General features: G+C 53.5%; 18 protein-coding genes. 14 read left to right on the plus strand and 4 right to left on the minus strand.

The window, feature by feature from the left end; genetic code table 11:
• The first annotated feature begins 9 nt into the window (after positions 1 to 9).
• The 13 genes from NF683_RS12575 (at position 10) to NF683_RS12635 (ending at position 17,608) form a co-directional block, all read left to right on the plus strand.
• The gene (locus tag NF683_RS12575; RefSeq protein WP_089038790.1) at positions 10 to 864 is read left to right on the plus strand and encodes a carbohydrate ABC transporter permease; all 855 of its coding nucleotides are present in this window, start codon (positions 10 to 12) and stop codon (positions 862 to 864) included.
• Between the two features lie 11 nt (positions 865 to 875).
• On the plus strand, positions 876 to 2,033 hold the full coding sequence (locus NF683_RS12580) for an ABC transporter ATP-binding protein (RefSeq protein ID WP_253920153.1): 1,158 nt from the start codon (positions 876 to 878) through the stop codon (positions 2,031 to 2,033).
• Positions 2,030 to 2,728, plus strand: a complete 699-nt coding sequence (locus NF683_RS12585) for an HAD family hydrolase (protein WP_253920154.1) — start codon at positions 2,030 to 2,032, stop codon at positions 2,726 to 2,728. The genes NF683_RS12580 and NF683_RS12585 overlap by 4 nt, the downstream gene beginning before the upstream one ends.
• Positions 2,712 to 3,497, plus strand: coding sequence for an L-iditol 2-dehydrogenase (locus NF683_RS12590; RefSeq protein ID WP_253920155.1), 786 nt, complete (start codon positions 2,712 to 2,714; stop codon positions 3,495 to 3,497). Before NF683_RS12585 ends, NF683_RS12590 begins: the two co-directional genes overlap by 17 nt.
• A 7-nt stretch (positions 3,498 to 3,504) precedes the next feature.
• Positions 3,505 to 4,125 (plus strand): nucleoside/nucleotide kinase family protein, encoded by a 621-nt coding sequence (locus NF683_RS12595; RefSeq protein WP_253920156.1) that lies wholly within the window; start codon positions 3,505 to 3,507, stop codon positions 4,123 to 4,125.
• A 37-nt stretch (positions 4,126 to 4,162) separates the two neighbouring features.
• Complete coding sequence (locus tag NF683_RS12600; protein WP_253920157.1) at positions 4,163 to 5,650, plus strand: mannitol dehydrogenase family protein; 1,488 nt, start codon at positions 4,163 to 4,165, stop codon at positions 5,648 to 5,650.
• Positions 5,650 to 7,134: a xylulokinase gene (gene xylB, locus NF683_RS12605; protein ID WP_253920158.1), complete on the plus strand. Its 1,485-nt coding sequence runs from the start codon at positions 5,650 to 5,652 to the stop codon at positions 7,132 to 7,134. The genes NF683_RS12600 and xylB overlap by 1 nt, the downstream gene beginning before the upstream one ends.
• An 89-nt stretch (positions 7,135 to 7,223) precedes the next feature.
• Entirely contained in the window at positions 7,224 to 8,069 is an 846-nt protein-coding gene (locus tag NF683_RS12610) for a fructosamine kinase family protein (protein ID WP_253920159.1), read from the plus strand.
• A 379-nt stretch (positions 8,070 to 8,448) separates the two neighbouring features.
• Positions 8,449 to 9,912, plus strand: a complete 1,464-nt coding sequence (locus NF683_RS12615) for a TolC family outer membrane protein (RefSeq protein ID WP_253920160.1) — start codon at positions 8,449 to 8,451, stop codon at positions 9,910 to 9,912.
• Between the two features lie 91 nt (positions 9,913 to 10,003).
• A complete protein-coding gene (locus tag NF683_RS12620) occupies positions 10,004 to 11,272 on the plus strand; it encodes an efflux RND transporter periplasmic adaptor subunit (RefSeq protein WP_253920161.1) in 1,269 nt (422 codons plus the stop codon).
• Positions 11,272 to 14,463: an efflux RND transporter permease subunit gene (locus NF683_RS12625; protein ID WP_253920162.1), complete on the plus strand. Its 3,192-nt coding sequence runs from the start codon at positions 11,272 to 11,274 to the stop codon at positions 14,461 to 14,463. Before NF683_RS12620 ends, NF683_RS12625 begins: the two co-directional genes overlap by 1 nt.
• A gap of 204 nt (positions 14,464 to 14,667) precedes the next feature.
• Complete coding sequence (locus tag NF683_RS12630) at positions 14,668 to 16,686, plus strand: oleate hydratase (RefSeq protein ID WP_253920163.1); 2,019 nt, start codon at positions 14,668 to 14,670, stop codon at positions 16,684 to 16,686.
• A gap of 247 nt (positions 16,687 to 16,933) precedes the next feature.
• Entirely contained in the window at positions 16,934 to 17,608 is a 675-nt protein-coding gene (locus tag NF683_RS12635) for a hypothetical protein (protein WP_253921898.1), read from the plus strand.
• Between the two features lie 26 nt (positions 17,609 to 17,634).
• Here NF683_RS12635 and NF683_RS12640 read toward each other — a convergent pair whose 3' ends face one another.
• Positions 17,635 to 18,567 carry an alpha/beta fold hydrolase gene (locus tag NF683_RS12640; RefSeq protein ID WP_253920164.1) on the minus strand — a complete coding sequence of 311 codons (933 nt, stop codon included), beginning with the start codon at positions 18,565 to 18,567 and terminating at the stop codon, positions 17,635 to 17,637.
• 62 nt (positions 18,568 to 18,629) lie between these two features.
• Positions 18,630 to 19,241, minus strand: a complete 612-nt coding sequence (locus NF683_RS12645) for a TetR family transcriptional regulator (protein WP_253920165.1) — start codon at positions 19,239 to 19,241, stop codon at positions 18,630 to 18,632.
• Positions 19,242 to 19,448: 207 nt separating this feature from the next.
• Between NF683_RS12645 and NF683_RS12650 the strand changes: the two genes are divergently transcribed.
• Positions 19,449 to 20,480 carry a succinylglutamate desuccinylase/aspartoacylase family protein gene (locus NF683_RS12650; protein ID WP_095602439.1) on the plus strand — a complete coding sequence of 344 codons (1,032 nt, stop codon included), beginning with the start codon at positions 19,449 to 19,451 and terminating at the stop codon, positions 20,478 to 20,480.
• Positions 20,481 to 20,551: 71 nt separating this feature from the next.
• Here NF683_RS12650 and NF683_RS12655 read toward each other — a convergent pair whose 3' ends face one another.
• Positions 20,552 to 21,964 carry an ATP-binding protein gene (locus tag NF683_RS12655; protein WP_089038775.1) on the minus strand — a complete coding sequence of 471 codons (1,413 nt, stop codon included), beginning with the start codon at positions 21,962 to 21,964 and terminating at the stop codon, positions 20,552 to 20,554.
• The gene (locus tag NF683_RS12660; protein WP_089038774.1) at positions 21,961 to 22,623 is read right to left on the minus strand and encodes a response regulator; all 663 of its coding nucleotides are present in this window, start codon (positions 22,621 to 22,623) and stop codon (positions 21,961 to 21,963) included. The genes NF683_RS12655 and NF683_RS12660 overlap by 4 nt, the downstream gene beginning before the upstream one ends.
• Between the last annotated feature and the right edge of the window lie 186 nt (positions 22,624 to 22,809).

Here is a 22,809-nt window from a genome sequence, read left to right on the forward strand (position 1 = left end):
AGCATTTCAATGACACTTCATCGTAATAGCGTCGCGCCAGCTAACGCTCGCTCGTTGCCCATCAGGCAACTGGTCTTAACCCTAGTGGGCTGGTCGATTGCCCTGATTATCTTTTTTCCCATCCTGTGGATGGTGCTGACCGGGTTTAAAACCGAAACGGCAGCAATTGCAGATCCAAGCTTTATCTTTTCCCCCACCCTTGAGAGCTATCAAGCCGTTCAGGCACGCTCGGGCTATGCGCGTTTTGCGCTAAATAGCGTCGTCGTGGCATTTGGCTCGACCTTTTTAGCACTGCTGATTGCCATTCCATCGGCGTATGCCATGGCCTTTTTGCCCACTAAGCGCACTAAGGGCACGCTGCTTTGGATGCTGTCTACCAAAATGCTGCCACCTGTCGGTGTCTTGGTGCCTATCTATTTGATTTTCCGAGATGTGGGGCTGTTGGATACCCGTACCGGGCTAATCATTATTTATACCCTGATGAACCTGCCCATTGTGGTGTGGATGCTCTACACCTTCTTCAAAGATATGCCCAAAGACATTCTGGAAGCCGGCAGGATGGACGGCGCGTCCACTCTGCAGGAGGTGTTTTTCCTGCTGCTGCCGCTAACGTTGCCGGGTATCGCCTCTACCGGGCTGCTCTCAGTGATTTTGAGCTGGAACGAAGCGTTCTGGAGTCTCAACTTAACCTCGTCGAAAGCGGCACCGCTGACCGCGTATATTGCCTCGTTCTCAAGCCCCGAAGGGCTGTTCTGGGCCAAGCTTTCAGCGGCTTCCACCATGGCAATCGCCCCCATCCTGATCCTCGGCTGGATGACCCAAAAACAAATGGTGCGCGGCCTGACCTTTGGCGCCGTCAAGTAAAGGAGTTCCCCATGGCAACCTTACAACTGAAGAACATTATCAAACAGTTTGGCGACACTAAGGTCATCAAAGGCATTGATCTCGAGGTGAACGACCGTGAGTTCGTGGTGTTTGTTGGCCCTTCGGGCTGTGGCAAATCCACGCTGATGCGCATGATCGCGGGCTTGGAGAGTGCAAGCGACGGCGACATTCTGATCGATGGTAAGCGAATAAACGATGTGGGCCCCGCCGACCGCGGCTTGGCCATGGTGTTCCAGAGTTATGCGCTATATCCGCACATGACGGTTGAGGGCAACATGGGTTTCAGCATGCGCTTGGCTGGAGTACCCAAAGAGGAACGCCGCGCCAAAGTGCTGGAGGCGGCCAAGATTCTGCAGCTGGAGCCGCTGTTAGACCGCAAGCCCAAAGCGCTTTCAGGCGGCCAGCGCCAGCGAGTGGCGATTGGCCGGGCGATTGTGCGTAACCCCAGCATCTTCCTGTTTGACGAGCCGCTCTCCAATTTGGATGCGGCACTGCGGGTGCAGATGCGCATTGAGCTGGCACGGCTGCATGAAGAACTAGATGCCACAATGATTTACGTCACCCACGATCAGATAGAAGCCATGACCATGGCCGATAAAATCGTTGTGCTACACGATGGCGTGGTGGAGCAGGTGGGCTCGCCAATGGCGCTCTACCACCACCCGCGCAATCGCTTTGTGGCGGGCTTTATTGGCTCACCGAAAATGAATTTTCTACCGGTGACGTTGACCGGCGTAACGCCTGAAGGCGTCGCGATTCGTCTGCCCGGGGGCGGTGAGCGCAGTGTGCCGGTCGACGGTGGGCACTTGGACGCTAATGCCACCCTTGAGCTGGGTGTTCGCCCAGAACACTTGGTCCTTGATGAACAGGGGCCGCTGAGTGGGCAGATCAAAGTGCTTGAGCGCCTCGGCGGTCAAACCTCGCTCTACGTTCAAATGGACGATGAGTTGATCACTATTATGGCTGATGGCGATGTGGCCTACCGGGTCAACGATAGCGTGCGTTTTGGTTTTGCCCCCGAGCGCGCCCATCTGTTTGACGCAGACGGGCTAGCCCTACCTAGCTTGCAGCAGCACCCGTTAGCGGGGCTGACCCGCCAAGATAATCGTGCGGCTACGGAATCTGCCTCTCCGGGGGAGCAGGTATGAAAGCGCTGATTTTTGATTGTGATGGCGTTCTGGTGGATAGCGAAGCACTCGCTGAAGAGACTCTGGAAACCCACCTTGGACAGTGGCTACCGGATCTGGATATACCGACGTTACTTAGCCAAGCCCTGGGTATGACAACGGCCAACATCCTCCAGCACCTGGAACAGCTAAGCCGCCACTTGTTGCCGCCCCATGCCGCTGAACTGGTCGATAGCGCCATTGAGGCGCGCTTGGCGAGGGAATTAACCGCCATTGCAGGGGCGCATGCAGCCGTCAGCGGGATCGACTTACCCAAGGCCGTGGTCTCGAACAGCCGCCGTTGCCGCGTGCTGGCATCGCTCGCCACTACCCAGCTGAACGGCGCGCTAGGCGATGTGCCGATTTTCACCGCCGAGCAGGTCGAAAACCCCAAGCCGGACCCCGCTATTTATCACTTAGCGGCCAGTTCTCTTGGCTGCCCACCCAGCCGCTGTCTGGTGGTAGAAGATAGCGTGGCAGGGGTGACCGCTGCTTATGCTGCAGGCATGCGAGTGATTGGTTTTGTAGGGGCAAGTCATATAGATGAACAGCAGTCTTCACGGCTACTGGCGGCGGGCGCTTGGCGAATTTTGCCCCATATGCGCGGACTTCACGCTTTAGTAGACGAGTGGCAATCCCATTTGCAAGGACAAGATAACAATGAAACTGCTCAATAAACGCGCCGTCATCACAGGCGGTGCCCGTGGTATCGGTTTAGCCATTGCTCAGCGCTACCTCGCCGAAGGGGCGAAGGTCATTGTGGCCGACATCGATGCCAACGCTGTTGACGATGCGCTCGCCACGCTGCAACAAGACGCTAGCGCCGAGCGCGTGATGGGGGTCGTGCTGAACGTGTGCGATCAAGCCTCTATCAACGCCATGGTGGAGCGCGTTACCGAGCGATTTGGTGGGATCGATATTTTAGTCAATAACGCCGCGGTGTTTGATATGGCACCGGTGCTCGAGGTGACAGAGGCCAGCTTTGACAAGCAGTTTGCGGTGAATGCCAAGGGGCTGTTTTTTACCCTGCAGATCGTGGCTCGCGCCATGGTGGCACAAGGCCAAGGGGGCAAAATTATTAATATGTCGTCTCAGGCAGGCCGACGGGGCGAGCCACTCGTCAGCGTTTACTGTGCGAGTAAAGCCGCTGTGATTAGCCTGACCCAGTCCTGCGGGCTGGATTTGATCAAGCACCGTATTAACGTGAACGGCATTGCACCGGGGGTAGTGGATACGCCGATGTGGGAAGAAGTCGATGCACTGTTTGCACGCTATGAGAACCGCCCGCTGGGCGAGAAAAAGCGTTTGGTTGGCGAGTCTGTGCCCTTTGGGCGTATGGGATTGCCGGAAGACCACACGGGGGCCGCCGTGTTTCTTGCTAGTCAGGATAGTGACTACGTCGTTGCCCAGACGCTCAACGTCGATGGTGGCAACTGGATGAGTTGATACGCCTATGACCCCTGATCTTGTTTCGTTAAGCCACCAACTGTTGGATGCCGCCGAAGGCAAAGCGCGCTTTATGGTTGCCCTGGCGGGGCCACCCGGGGCAGGCAAGTCTTATCGCAGCGCGCTGTTATGCGATGCGATAAATCAGCAGCGGCCAGGGCAGGCAGCCGTGGTGCCGATGGATGGCTACCACTTCGATAACGCCGTGCTAGGTGATGAGCAACTGCCGGTGAAAGGCGCGCCGCACACCTTCGATGTCGATGGCTTACATCATGATTTAGCGCGCATTCGTCGCGCAGATCAACCGGTAGCGGTGCCGGTGTTTGACCGTCCGCTGGATCTTGCTCGAGCCGGGGGGCGGTTGATTACTCCAGCGCAGCGCATTGTGATTGTGGAAGGTAATTACCTGCTGCTGGATCAAGAGCCCTGGCGGGCGTTGCACAAGCTGTTCGACTGGACGCTGTTTATCGACGTGGACGATGCCGTACTGGTTGAGCGGTTGGTGAATCGCTGGCTGTGCATGGGCCAAGATCATATCGGCGCCCTCGAGCGCGCTCATCAAAAAGACATGCTTAACGCTGAACTTGTTAAAAGCGGCAGCGTGCCACCTGACCAGCGCTGGCGCTAGGGCGCGGCGTGGCTAACAAATGACCCGGAGAGTGACGATGACTCAGCTTAATAATCACAACATGGGTGCTCTCAGTGCGGCGGTTGAGACGCCTACTTATGATCGGCAGGCCGTGACGCCAGGCATCGTGCATATTGGCGTCGGTGGTTTTCATCGTGCTCATCAAGCGATGTACCTAGACGCACTAATGAACCAGGGTGAGGCGCTTGAGTGGGGCATTGTAGGAGTGGGGGTAATGCCCGGCGATAAGCGTATGCAGCAGGCCCTTGCTGCGCAAGACTATCTCTATACGCTCGTGGTGAAACACCCCGACGGCGAGTATCAGCCCCGTGTGATCGGCAGTATGGTGGATTACCTATTTGCGCCAGAAGACCCCGAAGCGGTGATCGAAAAAATGGCCGATCCCAGCATCAAGATTGTGTCGCTCACCGTGACGGAAGGTGGCTACAACTTCCATCCAGTGACTGGAGAATTCAATCTGGATTCTCCACAGGTACGTGATGATCTTGCCCATCCAGAGCAGCCTTCCACCAGCTTTGGCTTAGTGGTGGAAGCTCTGGTTCGCCGCCGGGCGCGGGGCATTGCACCTTTTACGGTGATGTCCTGCGACAATATTCAAGGTAACGGTGACGTGGCTAAACGCATGTTCAGTGCCTACGCCCGTGCCCGCAGCGCAGGGCTTGGCGACTGGCTAGCTGCCGAAGTGGCGTTTCCCAATGCCATGGTGGATCGCATCACACCAGTGACAGCGCCCACGGATATTGACGAGCTGGCCCAGCGGTTTGATATAGAAGATGCCTGGCCAGTGGTATGCGAGCCCTTCACCCAATGGGTGTTGGAAGATCACTTTCCCCTGGGTCGCCCGGCGCTTGAGAAAGTAGGCGTGCAACTTGTCGATGATGTAGAGCCTTATGAGCTGATGAAGCTGCGCCTGCTCAATGCCAGCCATCAGGCGCTTGCTTACTTCGGCTACTTGGCAGGCTACCGTTACGCCCATGAAGTGTGCCAAGACCCGCTGTTTGTCGAGTTTTTGCTGGGTTATATGCGTGAAGAGGGCACGCCTACGCTGGCGCCAGTGCCAGGGGTAGATTTAGAAACCTATCGGCTGACCCTGATTGAACGCTTCGCCAACCCGAAAATTAAAGACACTCTGGCACGACTCTGTGCTGAAAGCTCTGATCGCATTCCCAAATGGCTTGTGCCTGTCATTCGCCAGCAACTTGCCCAGGGAGGTGAGATTAAGCGCAGCGCCGCCGTGGTCGCCAGCTGGGCACGTTACGCTGAAGGCGTCGATGAGCAGGGAAAGGCTATCGATATTGTGGACCGTCTGCGTGAGCCATTGATGGCTATTGCCACTAACAACCGCACGAACCCCGCTGCGTTTGTCGAGAACCGCGAGCTGTTTGGCGACTTGGCTGACCAGCCTCGCTTTCTAAACGCTTACCTAAAGTCATTGACGTCGCTGCATGAACGGGGAGCACGGGCTACTCTTGAGGCTCTGGTCGCGTCCAAAGGAACGTTGTGATGTATATCGGGGTAGATTGCGGTACACAGAGTACCAAAGTTGTGGTGGTAGATGTGGAGCGTGGCGTCATCCTGGGTGAAGGCAGTCGTCCCCATAGCCTAGACGAGGGAGAGCATGGCCGCCGGGAACAGGCGCCAGCAGAGTGGCTGGCAGCGCTCAAAGGAGCTTTTTTTCAAGCGCTTGAGCATGCTGGCATTGATGCCAAGCAGGTGCGGGGGATTGGCGTTTCCGGACAGCAGCACGGCATGGTGGCACTGGATGCGGATGGTGTGCCGGTGTATCCCGCCAAACTATGGTGCGATACCGAAACCAGTGCTCAAAACAGCGATTTAGTCGACCGACTTGGCGGTGAAGCGGGCTGCCTGGAGAAGCTTGGTCTGGTGTTACAGACTGGCTATACCGCATCTAAAGTGGCGTGGCTGAGGGAGAATCACCTTGACGCCTACCAGCGTATAGCCACTCTGCTACTGCCCCACGACTACCTCAACTTCTGGCTGACCGGTGAGCGGGTCACTGAGGCGGGTGATGCGTCGGGCACCGGTTATTTTGATACCCGTGCCCAATGCTGGCAGAAAGAGGTATTTGCAGCCATTGCGCCGGAACTTGACCCTGACCGTGTGCTACCTCGCCTTATCCAGGCGCACGAGCCAGCAGGGCGAGTGCGCCCTCTAGTGGCGCAAGAGTTGGGGCTTCATGATGATGTGGTGGTGTCTTCTGGCGGCGGCGACAACATGCTGGGCGCAATTGGCACCGGTAATATTACTCAGGGGCTGGTAACGCTTAGTTTAGGAACCTCCGGCACGGTGTGCGCTTATTCACCTAATTCAGTGGTGTGCGATAGCGCCATGGTGGCCAACTTCTGTGCCAGCCACGGTGGCTGGCTGCCGTTAATCTGCACGATGAACGTTACCTCTGCGACTACTCGTGTGCGTGAGCTGTTTGGGCTGGATTTAGCCGCCTTTGGCGACCAGGTTGCCAGCTCGCCGATTGGGGCCGAGGGAGTGATTGTACTGCCGTTTTTTAACGGCGAACGGGTGCCGATGCTGCCCAATGCGACGGGCGATTTCCTTGGCTTGACCAGCCTTAATATGACTCAAGCTAACCTCTGCCGAGGGGTGATGGAAGGTGCTACCTTTGGCCTGCGCTATGGCTTGGAACTATTAGGTGATCTAGCTGACGGTACCAGCCAGATTAGGCTGATTGGCGGCGGTGCCAAGAGCCCAGTCTGGCGGCAAATGGTGGCTGACATTACTAATACCCAGGTAATCTGCCCAGAGATTACCGATGCCGCCGCGTTAGGGGCGGCTATTCAAGCCGCTTGGTGCGACTTACATCAGGAGGGCGTGACCCTGGCATCGCTTTGTGAGCGCTTGGTGCACCTGGATGCCGCTTCCCTTGCCGACCCTGACGCTAAGCGTGTTTCTGCTTATGAGGTGATTTATCAGCGTTATCGCGAGGCGCTTGCTCAGCGTCATAACGTTTAATAATGCGGATTGCCTAGAAAGATATTGCTTTGCCTTGTACCGTTTAAGGAGAGGTACGGAGTACACGCTACGCTTGAGCGGAGAGAGTCATGGATGCCATCTTGCGCGATCTGCTAGATACGCTGGGATTAATCCCCACTGATAAGCTTCAGCCACTCAGTGGTGGTGACATAGCCGCTGTTTACGCCTTGACTACTCGTCAAGGGCAAGTCGTTATCAAACACGACGATTCCGCGCGATTGCTTGGCGAAGCAGAAGGGCTTCGCGCGCTCAAGGGGGCGGGTACGTCATTAGTGATACCTGAGGTGCTAGGAGAGACGGTGGGATGGCTGGTGATAGAGTCACTCGATACCCAACCCGCAAACACCCAAAGTAGCGTCGCTTTAGGCGAAGGGCTGCGTGAGTTGCATGGTGTGATAGGTGATGCCCATGGCTGGCATCAGGACAATGCGTGTGGGCGTACGCCCCAACCCAACTCCCCGCTGGCAGATGGCCGTGCGTTTCAGCGCGAACGGCGTCTACTGCCTCTTACTCAAGCTTGTTATCAGCAGGGCCTGCTGAATGGCGCGTTGCGACGCCGTGTTGAACACCAAGCAGAGCAACTAGAAACATGGCTGCCAGATTCGTCTGCCAGCCTTATTCATGGTGATCTATGGTCGGGTAATGTGCTGACAACCACTAGAGGGCCGGCACTGATCGATCCTGCTGTTTATCGCCATTATCCCGACGTTGATGTGGCCATGCTGACCCTGTTTGGATCGCCTGGCGCACCTTTTTTTGATGCTTACTGGAACGGCGATAAGCCAACCGAATGGCCAAGACGCGAAGCGCTGTTTCAGCTTTATCCATTGCTTAACCATCTGCTGTTATTTGGTTCAGGGTATCGCAGTGCCGTTGAACGCTGCGTGGCAGTATTGGAAGCTTTTGAGAGTTAATGGGGCAGCGTTTGGCGGAGCAATAGTGGTGATGGTGCTGATTTTCTCGCTTTATTAGCTATCTGTTTGGATTGCCAATCACTGCCGCATGTTGTTGAGAGACTCAAGCGCTCACTTTAGTTAGCGTGTTATTACATTAGCTGTAACATGGTTCACTTAAGATTCGAGTGGGTAAAGGAGCGCTAAAAAGCTGCAAGCTCATGAAGCTTTGGACTAAGGTAATAGAGAGTCTTGTGTAGTACGGTTATCTATACGTGACGCTGTTCATATATTTAGGTTAAGTTCAAGCCTAGCATACATACATGAATGTAACTATAATGCCACCTTTCAGAATGGCTATCATTATCGCCACCCTACGTTGACACCTAGAGGCAATCCCATGCGACTGGCACACTGGGCAGTCAATGCCCCTTTTCGTCCCCTGCTATTAGCAGTGCTGACATCTTCTTTCATCCTGCCTGCTCAAGCGGCAGATTTAGTCAATATCACCCGCGATGCGCTTAACAATAACGCTGCCTTGGCCTCAGCACGTGCTGAGTTTTCAAGTGTTGAAGCGGCAAGCGATGTGGCAAGTGGTGCCCTGTTGCCCCAGGTAAATGCCTCTGGCAATGTCGTCCACAACCAGCAGTACGAAAGCCAGTCCTCCTCTAGGGCGGGGCAGAGTGCTGGTTCTGATGCGGCGGGTGTCAGCGATGACCGCTACAACACGGCGTCGTTAACGCTTGAAGCGACTCAGGCACTATTCAATGCCGTCACGCGTCAGGAAGTGAATCAGGCGGAGCGCCAGATTGATCAACAAGTGTACTTATTGGCCGCTACCGAGCAGCAGCTGCTGATTGATGTCGCGAGCGCTTATTTCGATATTTTGCGTGCCCATGAAGTACTCGAGGCGCGCTTAGCCCAAGAGCGTGCGATTGGTCGCCAGCTTGAGCAGGCTCGAGAGCAGTTTGAAGTTGGCCTCATTGCCATCACTGAAGTAGAAGAAGCTCGGGCGAGCTTTGATCAATCCCGCGCTGATCGCATAGCAGCAGAGAGCAATCTTCAGGTGGCATTTGAGGTGCTTGAACAACTGACGGGGCAACGTTACGCCAGTATCGACGCGTTAGGCGACAGTATGCCGATTGCCCTGCCAACCCCCACGGAGCGTAACTATTGGGTAGAGCAAGCCATTGAGCGTAACCCGCAGGTATTAGCGCAGCAGGCAGGCATTGAGCTTTCCCGCGTAGGCGTCGAGCTGGCGCGTGCCGGGCGTATGCCGACGGTTCAGGCATTTGCTAACTACCAGTACTCGGATAGCGATAGTGATTTGGTGAGTGGCTACAACACGTCAAGCCAAGTGGGTGTCTCGGCGAACCTACCTATCTATACCGGTGGCAGCACCAGCGCCCGTATTCGCCAAGGTACCTTCCAGCTTGAAAGTAGCCAATACGACTTCGAGTCCCAACGCCGCACTACCATCCAACAAGTGCGTTCGCTCTATACCCAGGTTAGCAACAACGTCGATACCGTTGAGGCTCGTCAGCAGGCCATCGTTTCTAACCGTAGTGCTTTAGAAGCTACCCGTGCCGGTTATGAAGTAGGCACACGTAATATCGTGGACGTGTTGAACGCTGAACAAAGCCTCTATAACGCTATCGCTAACTATGCCGAAGCGCGTTATGACTATGTGGTTAATTTGCTCTCACTGCGCCAGCAGGCGGGTCTGTTAGACGTTGAGGCGATTGAAGACGTCAATGCGTGGCTAACGGGAGATGAGGTGAACTTCACTCTGCCTGAGGGTGGCGACCCCGACGCCTACCAGAGGGCTATGGATATTGGCGCTCCACCCACGCCGGGTGCGTAAGCTAGTGAGTTGTTAGTTTTCTAACACATTAACCAACCTCTCGCTGTGCTGCTATCCGTCAATGTTGAAAAGATTAATGGGAAACCAACGTATGAAGAAAACGATTCACTCAGGTAGAGCGAGTCTAGTGACGCTGATAGCTGCATTGGCGCTAGCCGCATGCGGCCAGGAGCAACCTCAGCAACAGCAGGCTGGGCAGCAGGAAGCTCCGCCTCATGCGGTAGAAGTAGCTGAAATAGCCCGCCAGGATATTCCTCTGAATAAATCCTACCCATCACTGCTGCGCAGCGACAGTGAAGTCACGCTTGTGGCACGGGTGAACGGGTTTCTTGAAGAGCGCCATTTTGAGCCAGGGCAACTGGTAGAGCAGGGGGACCGACTCTATACCATCGAGCCAGATCTCTACCAAGCAACCGTTAACCAGCGTGAGGCCGACTTGCAAAGTGCGCGCGCTGAACTGGCTCGTGCCCAGCGTGATGCGCAGCGTTTTGAGCAGTTGCTGAGCCAAAACTCGGTCAGTCGTCAGCAGTATGACCAAGCACTAGCTGACCAGCGCGTTGCCCAAGCAAGTGTCGCTCAAGCCGATGCTGCGTTAACCAGTGCTAATCTTGATTTAGGCTATTCAAACGTCACCGCACCGGTGTCTGGCATGATCAGTTTAAGTCAGATAAACGTTGGTAATTTGGTGACGCCAGGAACTGAGTTAGCCACTATTACCCCGCTTGATCCTCTTGAAGTGCGTTTTCAACTACCTCAGCGCGATGCTTTTGAGCTGCGTCGACAGCTGGGTGAGAGTGGTAGCGCATCAGACATAACCGCGCGTTTGAGTGTGCCAGGACAGTATGGTGACGACAGCGCTGAGCTTGAAGGTCGTTTGAGCTTCCTGGGTTCTCGTGTTGATAGCGGCACCAGTACGGTGCAGGCGTCAGCAGCGTTCGCAAATCCTGATGGCGCGGTATTGCCTGGTCAGTTTGTCCGGGTTCGTGTTGAAGGCTTGAAGCGTTTTGATGTACTGGCCGTACCAGAAATTGCCGTTACTCAAGGGTTAATGGGACCGCGGGTCTTTATTGTCGATGATGAAAATAAAGCGCGCGAGCGCACGGTTCAACTCGGTGAAGTGGCTGGCCCATGGCAAATCATTCATGATGGCCTGACTGCTGGCGAGCGTGTCATCGTAGGCGACCCCGCTGGTCTGGAGCCAGGAATGCTAATTGACCCCCAGCCATTTGAAGGTAACGCTGCCGACATCGTCGCAGAAGCTGAGCAGGAAGACGCCCAGCAAGAAGCCGGGCAGGCAGAGGCAATGCAGGATGGGGCGGCTGACGCACAGCCCGCTGAAGGGGAAGAGGGCGCGCAATAATGAACTTTTCCAACTTCTTTATCAGCCGACCGATTTTCGCCACCGTTTTGGCGATTATCTTGACGCTGGTAGGTACGATGGCGATGCGAATACTGCCGATAGAGCAGTATCCCAGCGTTGTACCTCCCACTGTGTCAGTTCAGGCTCAGTTCCCCGGGGCAGATGCTGAGACGGTTGCGCAAACCGTCGCGGCACCGCTTGCTGAGGCCATCAATGGTGTTGAGGACATGCTATATATGACCTCAAACAGCGCTGATAATGGTCTTATGAGCCTGAGTGTTGCGTTTAACATTGGCACTGATGGTGATATCAACACCATCAATGTCAATAACCGAGTGCAGGGCGCGCTTTCGCAGTTACCTGAGGCGGTTCAGTCTCAAGGGGTGACGGTTGAGTTACGCTCTGACTCTATTCTGATGCTTGTTGCCTTGACGTCACCTAGCGGTGACTACAACAAAATTTACATGCAAAACTACGCCACGCTGAATATCTTGGATGAGCTACGCCAAGTGCCCGGCGTAGGTAATGCCGAAGTGTTAGGCGGCGGTGAGTTTGCGATGCGGGTGTGGATGGACCCTGACAAGCTGGCTCAGTATGACCTCACGCCCAGTGAGGTGGCCAGTGCTATTCGCGCGCAGAATACCGAAATTCCCGCAGGTAACTTAGCGGCAACACCGCAAAGCGAACCGCGTGCTTATACCTATACGATTACCGCCGGTGGACGTTTATCGGGAACCGATGATTTCCGCAATATTTATCTGCGTACGAATCCTGACGGCTCTTCGCTGCGCCTTGCGGACGTAGCACGTATTGAACTAGGCGCTTCGTTCTATGGTGTTGATGCACGCTTAAACGGCGCCACAATGACGCCGATCATCATCAACCAGCAGCCGGGTGCAAACGCACTGGAAACCGCTGAAGCAGTGCGTGCCACGATGGAAGAACTATCGGGGCGTTTTCCGCCAGGGCTTGACTATGTAACGCCTTACGACACCACGCTGTTTATTGATGCCTCGGTAGAAACCGTTCTGCATACGTTTATTGAAGCGTTCCTGATCGTTATCGTGATTCTGTTTATTTTCCTACAGAACTGGCGTTTTACGGTCATTGCCATGTCGGTCGTACCGGTCTCGGTTATCGGTACCTTTGCTGGTTTTTACTTGTTTGGTTTCTCAATCAACCTTCTAACGCTGTTTGCCTTGGTGCTTTCGATAGGCATCGTGGTGGATGATGCGATTCTGGTGGTGGAGAACGTTGAGCGGGTATTGAGCGAAGAGGATGATATTACGGTTCGTGACGCTACTATCCGCGCGATGAAAGAGGTGGGTGGTCCGGTTATTGCCACATCGCTGATTATGGCGGCGGTGTTTGTACCCGTAGCGTTCCTGGGCGGTTTTACCGGCCAGATTTATCAGCAGTTTGCGATTACCGTGGCAATATCGGTGGCGCTATCGGCGCTGATGGCACTGACGTTCACTCCTGCGCTGTCGGCCATCTTCATTAAGCATGACCTGCATAAAACGAAACAGTCCGCGTTTAAGCGTGCGATTACCACACCGCTGCGTCTGTTTGACCGCCTCTTCGCTGGCTTTACCGCCGTTTATATGTGGTTTGTGAAAAAGCTGGTGCGTTTCTGGGTGTTAGCGCTTGCGCTGACTGTGGCGGTGGGGGCCGGTTCTTACTGGCTCTATGCAAATACGCCTTCCACACTGGTGCCGGAAACTGACCAAGGTATCGTGCTGGTTAGCGTGTCATTGCCCGATGCTGCGTCGCTTAGCCGAACTCAAGCCTACATGAATGAGCTTAGCTCACAGATAGAAGCCATTCCGGGCGTTGAGTACTCCTCTGCTGTCGCGGGATACGACATTCTGTCGAGTGCGGTCAATACTGCACGGGGCATTATGTTTATCAACATGAAAACCTGGGCAGAACGTGACTTAACGGCTAATGAGTTGGTTGGTCGTATTATGCAGTTGGGGGCGAGCATTGATGGTGGTTCGGCGATGGCGTTTAACGTACCGCCGATCATGGGGCTTTCAACAACGGGTGGTTTCACCGGTTATTTGCAATCTTTTGAAGGCGCGTCACCTCGTGAGTTGTATCAAGCGTCATTGCAAATTATGCAGGCGGCTAACCAGCACCCGGCATTAAGCCGCGTTTTTACAACGTTTAACGTCAATGTGCCTTCTTACCGTGCGGAAATAGATCAGCAAAAAGCGCTCAGCTATGGTGTCGCCCTTGAGAATATCAACTCGGCGCTAGCCAACACCTTCGGTAATGGTTTTGTTAACTTCTTTAGCTACCAAAACCGTAACTTCCAGGTCTATTTACAGAATGAAGATAAATTCCGTAAAACGCCCGATGATGTGAGTAGCGTTTATGTACGTGGTGGCAATGGTGAGCGCATTCCTCTTTCTGAGTTTGTAACGCTCGAACGCCAAACGGGTCCATCTGTTGTTTCTCGCTTCGGTGTTTATGCGGGGGCTCAGTTCCAGGGTAATCCAGCGCCAGGCTACAGCTCTACACAGGCTATTGCAGCGATGGAGGAAGTGGTTCGGGAAACATTGGGCCAAAACTGGGGAATGGGTTGGACGGGGACTGCCTACCAAGAGTCTAACCTTGGCAATACCGCTTTACTCGCCATTGTGTTTGGTATTTTGATGGTGTTCTTGATACTGGCGGCACAGTATGAGAGTTGGTCGCTACCACTAGCGGTACTTACCGCCACGCCGTTTGCCTTCTTGGGCGGCGTGGGTGGTATTGCGTTGCGAGGCCTGGATACCAGTGTCTATGTCCAGATTGGGATGCTGGTGGTGGTTGGCTTGGCCGCTAAGAACGCGATCCTTATCGTTGAGTTTGCGGAGTTGCAGCGCAAAGAGCATGGTAAATCGATTCGTGAAGCAGCGGTTACCGCCGCGGAGCTTCGTTTCCGTCCTATCGTTATGACGTCACTGGCCTTTATCTTCGGTACCTTGCCATTGGCTCTGGCCTCTGGTGCGAGCGATGTGAGCAGCCACCACATAGGTACCACCGTTGCGGTCGGTATGGCGTCTGTTGCCGTGCTGGGAAGCCTGTTTATTCCAAGCTTCTACGCAATGATTGCCACGGTGTCTGATTGGCTGTATCGGAAACGCCACCCCGACCGGGATGGTAACAACGAGCAGGCAGCGCTAGGTCACGACCAAGCGTAACGCTGTTTAGCGACTTGCTAGCGGGCACCATGTTTTCATGGTGCCCGTTTTTTTGAATGCGTTATCTCTGTTATTTCCGATGCTTGTAATAAATACTGCTGCTTAGATGGCTTTTTGTATTAATTATTTATGGTTATAAGCGTTTAGTGAGTTTTTTAAACTACACTTAATTGATAGTGGCTACCCAGAAAAGGATATCTATCAATGAGTAAATCTAATGCTTCAAAAACATCGGATTCAGCGCTGAAAGCCCATATTGAAGCACTCGAGAGACAGCCTCTCGATATTGCGCCAGACGCTTCATCAAGACACTTACACAACGGTATCGATACGCCATTTCCACCCGCTGACCTGCATGGAAGCTACACCAATCACCGTCCTCTTCCGACCGAGGGTATTGAGGGGCGCCGTGCCTGGATCGTTGGCGGCGGCATTGCAGGATTGTCTGCTGCCTTCTTTTTAATTCGTGACGGCCACATGCCGGCTGGCAATATCACCTTCCTAGAGGAGCAGAGCATAGAAGGTGGCTCGCTGGATGGTGCTGGCAACGCGGAAGAAGGTTATATCGTGCGTGGAGGTCGTGAAATGGAGATGACCTACCAGAATTTCTGGGACGTCTTCTCGGAAATACCGGCTCTGGAGTTGCCGCCACCATTTACTGTGCTGGATGAGTATCGCATCGTGAATGACGCCGACAAAAACTGGTCAAAAGCGCGTCTGTTGGAAAAGCAGGGCCAGATCAAAGACTTTTCCACCATGAACCTCACCAAACGCCAGCAGTTAGAGGTTGTTAAGCTACTGCTAGCACGCAAAGAGGATCTGGATGATGTCACAGTAGAGCAGTGGTTCAGTGAAGGGTTTCTGGAAACCAATTTCTATACCTTCTGGCGCACTATGTTTGCCTTCCAGAACTGGCATTCAGCACTTGAAATGAAGCTGTACATGCATCGCTTTCTGCACTTGATGGATGGGCTTAACGACATGACGTCACTGGTTTTTCCAAAGTACAACCAGTACGACAGTTTTGTTCGACCGCTGATGAACTGGCTGCAAGATCAGGGCGTGAATATCCAGTACGATACGGTTGTCGAGAACCTGGACATGGATACCCAGGACGGCAGCAGCACCATCACCGCTCTTCAGTGCCGTGGTAGTGATGGCAACAAAACCATTGCTATCGCCCCCCGCGACCTGGTGTTTGTTACTACGGGCTCGATGACCGAAGACACTGCTTATGGCGACGACGACACCATTCCACACCTGAAGGATCGGGTTCAGGCTGGCAAGGGTTCAGGCTGGCAACTGTGGAAGAATCTCGCAGAAAAATCAGACATCTTCGGGAAGCCAGAAAAGTTCTGCGGGGACATTCCACGCTCTACCTGGGAGTCAGTAACGCTTACCTGTAAACCTTCGCCCCTGATGGATAAACTTAAAGAACTGTCGGTTAATGACCCCTATTCAGGGTTTACGGCTACAGGCGGGATTATCACCTTTACCGACTCCTCCTGGCTGATGAGCTTTACCTGTAATCGCCAACCGCATTTTCCCGACCAGCCCGATGATGTGATTGTGCTATGGACATACGCATTGTTGATGGACAAGCCCGGCAATTATGTCAAAAAGCCAATGCCTGAGTGTACCGGGAAAGAAGTGCTGACCGAGATGTGTTATCACCTTGGCCTGATTGATCAGCTCGACGCCATACTGGCTGCAACTAAAACACGTATCGCGCTAATGCCTTATATCACCGCTCAATTCATGCCAAGAGCCAAGGGAGATCGCCCCAGCGTGGTTCCTGAAGGCTGTACCAACCTAGCCTGCATGGGGCAGTTTGTAGAAACCCATAACGATGTCGTGTTCACACTGGAAAGCTCGGTAAGAACTGCCCGTATTGGTGTTTATAGCTTGCTTGGGCTCAAGAAGCAGGTGCCGGACATCTACCCTGGTCAATACGATGTGCGTCGCTTGCTGCGGGCAACTCGCACTCTGAACAGTGATGAAGCATTTCTGGGAGAAGGCGTATTACGGCGTATTCTGGGGGGAACCTACTTCGAAAATATCCTGCCGCTTGGTCGGGAAGAAACCCCCGATGATCTCCACCATCATGGACTGTTTGAACATCAGCTCCAGGCTATACGTGGTTTGATGGGCGAAAGCCATACCCTAGATGAAGTTAAAAGCCGGTTTCAAGCGTTAAGGGATAAGCTGCGGGGGCGTCGCTGATTTAAGGTAATTTATTTTTGTTGATTAGTTGTCTCAGCTCGCTGCCTTTGTGCGGTGAGTTGAGGCCGTTTTCGTACAAAACGCAGGGCTTAGCTTTTGGTCGATAAGTGATGGCAGTCAAGGTAGCTAAACACATAAACGCGTAAGGTGGTCTACGCTAAAAGAGACCCTGTTTTTAGCTTGTGCTAATAAATATAACGTCAAGCGAAAACATCACCAGGCTTCGTCTGGAGGAGAACACGCCATGATGCAATCACTTGTTTCCGCCGTACTGCAATTTCCAACGATTGTCTTTACCTTCTTGTTGGCTTTGATAGCGCTCTACTGGCTGCTGGTGTTAATCAGACTTGCGCCGCTGGAGCTATATGAGCGCGATAGCCTGCGCGACGATCATATGGCCAGCACACTGGTGTCACTCGGCTTTGCAGGTGTGCCTGCTACGCTTGCGTTAAGCCTCTTGGTACTTTTTGCGGGTGCTATTTCGCTGGCTATTGAGCTACTAGCCCTCCGCTGGTTATCGCTGGGTATGTTGAGGGTGCCTGTCGGCGTGCTTGTGCTGTGGATCTCATTTGCAGTTGCGTCGCCAGTTGCGGCAGCGGTGTGCCATTCATTGCAACGCGCGCTTCATCGCTATCAGCCATTCAATCGCCGCTGTTTATTGGGCGCTACGGTCGTTGTCTCAGAGCGCCAGAATGATGAATACGCATCTGCTCAGCTGGAGAATGAGCCCGGCAGCGCCGTTAAATTGCATTGCAAAGCGGGGGACTGCCCTCAAACTGGCGAGCGCCGGGTGCTTGTGAAATATCTTGCCAGCGAAGGTGCGTACCGCAGTGTGCTTGAGCAACAGTATCTTGATACGCGGGTTCGCGTGAATAAGCTTCGCTTGCGCCGTAAGCATCATTCAAACGGCTATTCCACCTAGCGAATGTTGTCTAGCCAACGCATTGCCTAGCCCAATAGGCGCCGCCACTGCTTAATAAGCCACTGGCCAATAGGGTGTGAAGTGGCGGTGGCGCTTGCTGGTTTGCTGCAGGGGAAGGCGCTGAGTGGCGTGTCGAGAAACTGACGGAGCGGTGTTACTTGCTCGGGATGGTTCAGCATAGGGGCATGGCCACAGCCTGGGGCGGTGAAAGTGACTAAGCCGGGTTGCACCTCTTTCATGCGTGGCAGCGTTTCGGCATCCAGTAGCGTTGATTCAGCACCTCGAATTACCATCACAGGGCAGCGAATGTTCGCCCAATCTGCCCATGTATCTCGCGGTGTGTCATGGATGAATTGCTCGCCAATACGGGGATCGAAGTGGTAGGTCCAGCTACCATCAGGTAGTCGCCGCGCGCTTCCCAATGCCAGCGCTCGCCATTCATCATCAGTGGTGATTCCAAAGCTTGCGTAGTGCTGTGTCAGCTCTTTTTGTAGGTCTGCAAAGCTCGTAAAGCGGTGGGTTAGGCTGAAATAACTGGAAAGTGCGATTAGGCCGTCTTTACTCAACTCAGGCCCAACATCATTCAGGATAAGCCTAGAAATCCTATGTTGATGTGTTTTGTCTGCAGCCAGCAGCATGCCCAATAGCCCGCCCATGGAAGTGCCCAGCCAGTCGACCTGGTTTAATTGGAAATGATCTAGCACGCCTATCGCGATAGTCATGTAGTGGCTGTAGAGATAATCGTGGGCAGGAAACAGTGACCAGCTGGATAGGCCACGGCCAGGTGTATCTGGTGCAAGAATGCGCCATTCGCTGCCCAGCTGACGGGCCAATGCCTCGAAATCACCGCCGTGGCGCGCAAGGCCATGCCATGCAATTAGCGTGCGGGGTGCGTCGGGATTCCAAATGCGCACAGCGATATCAAGTTCGCGGATACGAACAAATTCAAGAGCATCCATAAAATTATCCTATGCAGATAATCTGCTCAGTATAGGTGTATTGCTGCATTGCAGCGAGACGGTTAGCGCTTCATCATGGTGATTAATGTATCGATGAGTTCACCGCCACGTTCGCACAACGAAAAAGATTCTGGATTTCGCAACCAATCATGAAATAAGCCCCCCAGTGCCGCCTGCATAAGCCGCGTTGCCACCTCAGGGGTTAGATCATCGCGTAGCAATTGCTGCTGTTGGGCCAATTGAAATACCGACAGCATTTCATCAAAACACTCGTCTGCGATCTCGTCTTGCATTTGAATCGGGTTAATATCGCTAAAGAATTCACAGCGGTGTAAAAGAATCGATAAAATTCGCTGATGGGATGGCTGCTCCATGCGGTTTAAGCCGGCATAGCAGGCAAGTTGTATAGCCGTTAGTGGTGAGATGGTCGGGTCGGCGTTATTTACCTCTTCCATTAGCGACTGGAAGGGCATACGCACACGCTCCACTAGCGCCATAAAAAGGTCGCCTTTATTTTTAAAATGCCAATAAACAGCACCGCGCGTCAGGTCGGCGTGACGAGCAATTTGCTCCAGCGATGTGCGAGCTACGCCTTTTGCGAAAAACACCTCTTCAGCCGCATCCAACAGCGCCTCGCGAGTTGCAGCAGCCTCCGCTTTGGTTTTTCTTGCCATATAAAAACGTAACCTCAGTAATTGACACGTGATACGCCCATTTTATCTTATGTGCACCACTTTTTACATTCAAAACTGTATGGTTAATTGCTTTAGCTCATAACGTGGATTAACAAATTCGTCATTTGCCAGTAAAAAGCGTATAAGATTTATTTAGAAACGCTGTTTTGAAACGAAACCGTTATTGTACGCTATAGGACTCTCAGCATGGCGCGAGCACCCTTTACCCTGGCTGGGCGCACTGTAATGCCTGGCCAACGCTTACAAATTGATGTGCCTGTGGCACGCCTGTATACCCACACGCAGCTGCATATTCCGGTCGAAGTCGTGCATGGGCGTAAAGATGGCCCGGTTATGCTGGTATGTGGAGGGATTCATGGCGATGAAATTAATGGAGTTGAAATTGTTCGTCGCCTGCTGCGTTCCAAAGCAATCAATAGCTTGCGTGGCACGTTAATTGCGGTACCCGTCGTTAATGTTTTCGGTTTTTTACAGCAAACGCGCTACTTGCCAGATCGGCGAGATTTGAACCGCTGTTTTCCGGGCAGTGAAAAGGGCTCGTTAGGTGGGCGTATTGCGGCGCTATTTCGCGATGAAATTGTCGATCACGCCACGCATATTATCGACTTGCATACGGGTGCTATTCATCGCACCAATCTTCCGCAAATTCGTGCTCAGCTACAGCCAGGCAGTGAAACTGAGCGCATGGCCGATGCGTTTGGTGCCCCTGTGGTACTCAATGCAGAGCTTCGCGAAGGTAGCTTACGCCACTATGCTCAGAACCGTGGCATTCCGGTGCTAACTTATGAAGCTGGTGAGGCGCTACGTTTTGATGAGTGGGCAATTGCCCCCGGCGTGCGTGGCGTTTTACGCGTGATGCGCCGTTTAGGTATGCTGACCGGCGAGCAGCGTCGCCGCTCGCCAATGCCTGCTGAACTTGCCAATGGCTCCAGCTGGGCGAGGGCGCCTATTGATGGCATTTTGCGTCCTAAGGTGCGTCTGGGCGCTCGGGTAGCAAAAGGCGAGGTGCTCGGTAAAGTGGCAGACCCCTTCGGCAATGATGAAGGTGAGGTGCTCTCTATGGCCGACGGGATTGTTATTGGTATGAGCCGCTTGCCACTAGCAAACGAAGGTGAAGCGCTTTATCACATCGCCCGCTTTGATGAAATTGAAGAAGCTGAGACGGCGATTGAGAATTTTCAATCAAGCCTGACGCCTCAGCCTGATGCGATGTATTGATACTCGGCTTTAGTGCGTGGTGCGTATTACTTAGTGTTTGGAGTTGGTGACAATCACTGTGCTGAAGCTAATTAACTATCTTGATGTTGGTTTTGCTCCCACGTCACACTTGCCGCTAGTCCGTTGGGCGTGCGATTACTAAGCGTAAGGCGTGCTTTTTGGCGCTGGGCCAACTCCGAGACAATCGATAAACCCAATCCGCTACCGGTGGTACCCTGGCCAGCAGCGCGCCTAAAGCGCTCAGTGACTTTATCCAAAAGTGCTTCGGGGAGTCCGGGGCCCGTGTCTCTCACTGTGAGTTGAGGCAACCCCTCACAACGCGCTAATTCTACCTCCACTTGACCGCCTTGCGGCGTATAGCGCAGGGCGTTATCCAGCAGGTTACGAAAGAGAATTCCCACCTCAATTTCGTCGGCGCGAACCTCCAGGTGGGTTAAGCCTATTAGCCTCAAGTGCTGATTGCGCTCTTCAGCGAGTGGCCACAGTTCGGCTACCAGTTCAGCAATAATCGGATAGAGGTCGATAGTGGCCGTTGAGGTTGTGGCCACTTGGTCCAATCGAGCCAAAATAAGCAGTTGTTCTACCACCCGCTGAAGCCGTTCAACCCCGACATAAGCCTTTTGTAATGATTGCTCTCCGCCTGCCTGCGCATTATCTAAGTGGATTCTCAGCGCAGCCAAGGGCGTGCGTAACTCATGGGCTGCATCTGCAGTGAAGCGCCGCTCGCGCTCTAAGGTTTCTTTCAACCGGGCGATAAAGTCGTTTAGCGATTGGCGTAATCCATAAAGCTCTTGAGGAACCGAATTATCAATTTTACGCAGGTCGTGGGCGGAGCGGCCTTGTACCTGGCTGGAAAGCGCTTGGATGGGCGCAATGCCACGTTGGATAATGCGACTCATCAGCCAAAGCAGGAGTGGCAGCAACAGGAGCATTGGCAACAAATTGTTCCAGGTAATGCGCTCCACCACTGCATCATGAAACGAACCTCGCAGCCCCATGCTAATCCAGGTATCGCTGGCAACATCGAACATGCTGAAAACCCGCCAACGATGGCCATCGTAGTTTTCCCAGCGAAAACCCTCTTCTAAAGGCGCGGGGAAAGGGCCTGCATCACTCCATTTGCCTCCTAGCAGCCTGGGTGAGCCATCGGCATTCCAAAAACCCAGGACTAATTTAAGCTCTTCCTCGTGGTAAAGCTTAGGGCTTGATTCAGAGCTACTCACGGGCACTGCGTTACCGTCGCGATATAGTTGAGCTGGATGTTCAGGAAGGCCCATACGCGAAGCCAGACGAGCATAGTCGTCAATGGTCGCGTTAGGATTGAGCTGGCCAGCCACAATCCGGCTATGCAGACTGAGCTGTGTATCGAGGATCTCCTCTAGCTCGTGATCGGTAATTAAATAAGCCGCGGTGACCGCAACGCCTCCGGCGACAACCATGGCAATGGCTAGCGTGCGAAGCAGATAATGCCGTATCGATCTCATTGCGCCTGGCTATCCAGCCGGTAGCCAATCCCGCGCACGTTAATAATCAGATGCTTTGCAAGTTTTTTACGCAGATGATGAATGTGAACCTCCACCGTATTGGACTCCACTTCTTCGCCCCAGCCGTACAGCAAACTTTCTAAACGAGGGCGAGATAGCACCCTGTCTGGGTGTCTAGCTAGCTCTAGCAATAGGGCATACTCGCGTCGACCCAATTTTACGTCTTTGCCCCGCCAGCTCACTGTATGGCGAGCTTCATCAATGCTCAGTGCACCCAGCGTTAATATTTGCGAGGCACGCCCCTCAGCGCGCCGCATTACGACCCGCAAACGGGCGAGTAGCTCCTGCAAATTAAACGGCTTTAGCACATAGTCATCCGCTCCCGCATCTAAACCGCCAATACGGTCTTCCATCGCATCACGAGCCGTCAAAATCAGAATAGGTAGAGTAGATTGCTGCCGGAGTAAACGCAGTACCTGCATACCGTCCATATCGGGCAGGCCAAGATCCAAAATAATCACACTGAAGGTCTCGCTGTCGATAGCGCTGATTGCCTCGCGGCCAAGCATAAACCAATCGACCGTATAGCCCTCACGCTCTAGCGCCGTCTTAATGCCATCCCCAAGCAAGGGGTCATCTTCTATTAGCAGTGCGCGCATGCTGATCCCCTCAATCGACAAACTGTTATCTTCGCTACCAAAACTTAAGCTTTTCTTAAATACGGTAACTTACTTTCCAAATAGCACACTCATCTGAATTCAGCCAGTAGGCCAACCAATACAGTGGGTAACATCACCACTCAGTGATGGGTGTTTATGTTCTAGCGACTGAATTAACGGCATAAC

The sequence above is a fragment of the Halomonas sp. MS1 genome (genome assembly GCF_024182575.1).
Classification (GTDB): Bacteria; Pseudomonadota; Gammaproteobacteria; order Pseudomonadales; family Halomonadaceae; genus Vreelandella.